At 64.3% G+C, this 4,416-nt stretch carries 3 protein-coding genes; 2 read left to right on the top strand and 1 reads right to left on the bottom strand.

Annotated features, from left to right (window positions below):
• Window positions 1-149: 149 nt before the first annotated feature.
• Window positions 150-578: a hypothetical protein gene (locus ACO6VM_RS27305; protein WP_401059375.1), complete on the top strand. Its 429-nt coding sequence runs from the start codon at window positions 150-152 to the stop codon at window positions 576-578.
• A 68-nt stretch (window positions 579-646) separates the two neighbouring features.
• A complete protein-coding gene (fusA, locus tag ACO6VM_RS27310) occupies window positions 647-2,761 on the top strand; it encodes an elongation factor G (RefSeq protein ID WP_401059377.1) in 2,115 nt (704 codons plus the stop codon).
• 90 nt (window positions 2,762-2,851) lie between these two features.
• On the opposite strand, the gene ACO6VM_RS27315 is transcribed toward fusA, so the two are convergent.
• On the bottom strand, window positions 2,852-4,294 hold the full coding sequence (locus tag ACO6VM_RS27315; protein ID WP_422404065.1) for a SulP family inorganic anion transporter: 1,443 nt from the start codon (window positions 4,292-4,294) through the stop codon (window positions 2,852-2,854).
• Window positions 4,295-4,416: the final 122 nt, after the last annotated feature.

Here is a 4,416-nt window from a genome sequence, read left to right on the forward strand (position 1 = left end):
CTTCGCGGGTAAACCCGCTCCCACAGGAATTTCGTATCGCTGTGGGAGCGGGTTTACCCGCGAAGAGGCCGGGCCTGCAACAGGTGATCTGGATGCCCCGATCTGTTAGGGTGCCCGCCGATGCACGCCACACCACGCGAGGATACCGAGTGAGCGCCGAACAACCCCTGATCGCCGACCTGTTCGAGGTCGACAAACGCCTGACCCTCAAGCCCGTCGTGGACTTCAACAGCTACCTGCGCAATGCCTTCGCCGACGGCGCCTGCCGCTGCCATCGCTGCGTAGAGGGCAACGGCGACGAAAGCAGCTACAACCACCGCCATACCTTCGAGCTGGAAGGCCGCACGGTGAATCGCCGCTTCGCCAACACCGCCGGCAGTGACGTGCTGCTGGTGCTGAAGAAGGCCTGGCTGTCCTACACCAAGAACGACCTGGTCACCGTCGGCGCGCTGGACATGACCACCCTCAAGTCCTTCACCGAGGCCAACCTGCACGCCCGCCTGCTGGCCCTGCTGCCGGCCAGCGGCCTGGCCCGGGAAGTCGACGGCCAGTGGCAGTTGCAAGTGCTCGCCGACTGACGGCCTGCCACGGCAGGATTCTCCCGCTCTGCTAAGTTGGGAGAACCCTCACCCGCAGGTGACCCGCCATGGCCCGCACGACCCCCATCGAGCTGTACCGCAATATCGGCATCGTCGCCCACGTCGATGCCGGCAAGACCACCACCACCGAGCGGATCCTGTTCTACACCGGGGTCAACCACAAGATGGGTGAGGTGCACGACGGCGCCGCGACCATGGACTGGATGGCCCAGGAGCAGGAGCGCGGCATCACCATCACCTCGGCGGCCACCACCGCGTTCTGGCAAGGCTCGACCAAGCAGTTCGAGCACAAGTACCGCTTCAACATCATCGACACCCCCGGCCACGTCGATTTCACCATCGAGGTGGAGCGTTCGCTGCGCGTGCTCGATGGTGCGGTGGTGGTGTTCAGCGGCGCTGATGGCGTCGAGCCGCAGTCCGAGACCGTCTGGCGCCAGGCCAACAAGTACCATGTGCCGCGCCTGGCCTATATCAACAAGATGGACCGCCAGGGTGCCGACTTTCTGCGGGTGGTGAAGCAGATCGACAAGCGCCTGGGCCACCACCCTGTGCCGATCCAGTTGGCCATCGGCAGCGAGGAGAACTTCATCGGCCAGATCGACCTGGTGAAGATGAAGGCCATCTACTGGAACGACGCCGACAACGGCACCAGTTACCGCGAAGAAGCGATCCCCGCCGAACTGCAGGCACTGGCCGACGAATGGCGCGCGCACATGATCGAAGCGGCCGCCGAAGCCAATGACGAACTGACCATGAAGTTCCTCGACGGCGAGGAGCTGACGGTCGATGAGATCAAGGCAGCCCTGCGCCAACGCACCATCGCCAACGAAATCGTGCCGACCATCCTCGGCTCGTCGTTCAAGAACAAGGGCGTACCCTTGATGCTCGACGCGGTGATCGACTACCTGCCCGCCCCGTCCGAAATCCCGGCGATCAAGGGTACCGACCCGGACAATGAAGAGAAGCACCTGGAACGCCACGCAGACGACAAGGAACCGTTCTCGGCCCTGGCCTTCAAGATCGCCACCGACCCGTTCGTCGGCACCCTGACCTTCGCTCGGGTGTATTCAGGGGTGCTCAGCTCCGGCAATGCGGTGCTCAACTCGGTCAAGGGCAAGAAGGAACGCATCGGCCGCATGGTGCAGATGCACGCCAACCAGCGTGCCGAGATCAAGGACGTGTGCGCCGGCGATATCGCCGCGCTGATCGGCATGAAGGATGTCACCACCGGCGATACCCTGTGCGATATCGACAAACCGATCATCCTCGAACGCATGGACTTCCCCGACCCGGTGATCTCGGTAGCGGTCGAACCCAAGACCAAGGCCGATCAGGAGAAGATGGGCATCGCCCTGAGCAAGCTGGCGCAGGAAGACCCGTCGTTCCGGGTCAAGACTGACGAGGAAACTGCGCAAACCATCATTTCCGGCATGGGCGAACTGCACCTGGACATCATCGTCGACCGCATGCGCCGTGAGTTCAACGTCGAAGCCAATATCGGCAAGCCGCAGGTGGCCTACCGCGAGAAGATCCGCAACACCTGCGAGATCGAAGGCCGCTTCGTGCGCCAGTCCGGTGGGCGTGGCCAGTACGGCCACTGCTGGATTCGCTTTGCCCCGGGCGACGAGGGCAAGGAAGGGCTGGAGTTCATCAACGAGATCGTCGGCGGCGTGGTGCCACGTGAATACATCCCGGCGATCCAGAAAGGCATCGAGGAGCAGATGAAGAACGGCGTGCTGGCTGGCTACCCGCTGATCAGCCTGAAGGCGGCGGTGTTTGACGGCTCGTACCACGACGTCGACTCCAACGAGATGGCCTACAAGATCGCCGCCTCGATGGCCACCAAGCAGTTGTCGCAGAAAGGCGGCGCGGTGTTGCTGGAGCCGGTGATGAAGGTCGAGGTGGTGACGCCCGAGGAGTATCAGGGCGACATCATGGGCGACCTGAGCCGGCGCCGCGGGATGATCCAGGACGGCGACGAGACCCCGGCCGGCAAGGTCATACGGGCCGAGGTGCCGCTGGGCGAGATGTTCGGCTACGCCACCTCGATGCGTTCGATGACCCAGGGCCGGGCCAGCTATACCATGGAGTTCACCCGCTATGCCGAGGCACCGGCGAGCATTGCCGATAGCATCGTCAAGAAGAATCGCGGGGAGTCCTGAACCCATCGCGGGGCAAGCCCGCTCCCACGCAATGCCTGTGGCTGATGCGTGGGAGCGGCGGTGCGCCGCTGCGACTTGCCCCGCGATGAATCAGTGCTGCTCACCCGCCCGCTTCAGCAGCTTCTTGCAACGCTCGGACAGATGCACCACCCGCAACTGCTTGCCCGCCTTGGCATACCGCTCGCGCAAGGTCTTGAGCGCCGCGATCGCCGAATAATCGACAAAGCTCAAATGCTGACAATCCAAGGTCACCTGGGCCGGATCACCGGCCGGGTCGAACTGGTTGAGAAACGGCGTGGTCGAGGCGAAGAACAGCGTCCCATGCACCTGGTAATGCTTGTCGCCAGCCGCATCCACATGGCTGTCGGCGTACAGCTCACGCGCATGCTGCCAGGCGAAGTTGATCGCGGCGATGACAATACCGAACATCACCGCCATGGCCAGGTCGGTAAACACCGTCACCACCGTCACCGCAATGATCGCCAGCACATCGCTCGCCGGCACTTTGCGCAGCACCCGCAACGAGGCCCAGGCGAAGGTCTGCTGGGCGACCACGAACATCACCCCGACCAGCGCCGCCAGCGGAATACGCTCGATCAACGGCGACAGGAACAACACGAACAGCAGGATCATCACCCCAGCCACCACCCCCGACAGCCGCCCACGGCCGTTGGAGCTGAGGTTGATCACGGTCTGGCCGATCATCGCGCAGCCGCCCATGCCGCCGCACAGGCCCGAGACCATGTTGGCCGCCCCCAACGCCACGCACTCGCGGTCCGGGTAGCCACGGCTCTCGGTGACTTCGTCGGTGAGGTTGAGGGTGAGCAGGGTTTCCAGCAGGCCGACCATGGCCATCAGCAGCGCATAGGGCGCGATGATCTTCAGCGTCTCGAGGTTCCACGGCACGTCCGGCAGGGCCAGTTGCGGCAAGCCGCCGGCAATGTGCGCCATGTCGCCGAGGGTGCGGGTGGGCAAGCCCAACAGGTACACCAGCAGGCCGACGCCGAGGATCGCCACCAATGCCGGTGGCACCGCGCGGGTCAGCTTGGGCAGTACGTAGACCACCAGCATGGTCAGGGCCACCAGGCCGATCATCAGGTACAGCGGCGTGCCACTGAGCCACTGCTCACCCTCTTTGAAGTGCTCCAACTGGGCCAGGGCGATGACGATGGCCAGGCCATTGACGAAACCGAGCATGACCGGGTAAGGCACCAGGCGCACCAGCTTGCCCAGGCGCAGCACGCCGAACAGGATCATCACCACCCCGCCCAGCAGCACCGTGGCCAACAGGTATTGGGCGCCGTGCTGTACCACCAGGGCGACGATCACCACCGCCATCGAGCCGGCAGCGCCGGAGATCATTCCCGGGCGGCCGCCGAACAGCGCGGTCAGGGTACAGATGATGAACGCGCCGTACAGGCCCATCAGCGGATTGAGGTGGGCCACCAGGGCAAAAGCGATGCACTCGGGCACCAGGGCGAACGAGGTGGTGAGGCCGGCGAGCAGGTCGGCGCGTAGGCGAGCGGGTTTCATGGGGGTCCTGTAAGCAGCCCCGGCGCTCTTCGCGTGGGAGCGGGCTTGCCCCGCGATAGCGTCAGCAGGCCGTTCGTTTTTGCCTGGCCAGATACCATCGCGGGGCAAGCCCGCTCCCACGT

Origin of the sequence: Pseudomonas sp. GZD-209 (genome assembly GCF_049310485.1) — a bacterium.
GTDB classification, from domain to species: domain Bacteria; phylum Pseudomonadota; class Gammaproteobacteria; order Pseudomonadales; family Pseudomonadaceae; genus Aquipseudomonas; species Aquipseudomonas sichuanensis.

Bases quoted from the DNA above. Each gene is read 5' to 3' on its own strand.
- fusA (WP_401059377.1), top strand. From the start codon at position 647: ATGGCCCGCACGACCCCCATCGAGCTGTACCGCAATATCGGCATCGTC.
- ACO6VM_RS27315 (WP_422404065.1), bottom strand. From the start codon at position 4,294: ATGAAACCCGCTCGCCTACGCGCCGACCTGCTCGCCGGCCTCACCACC.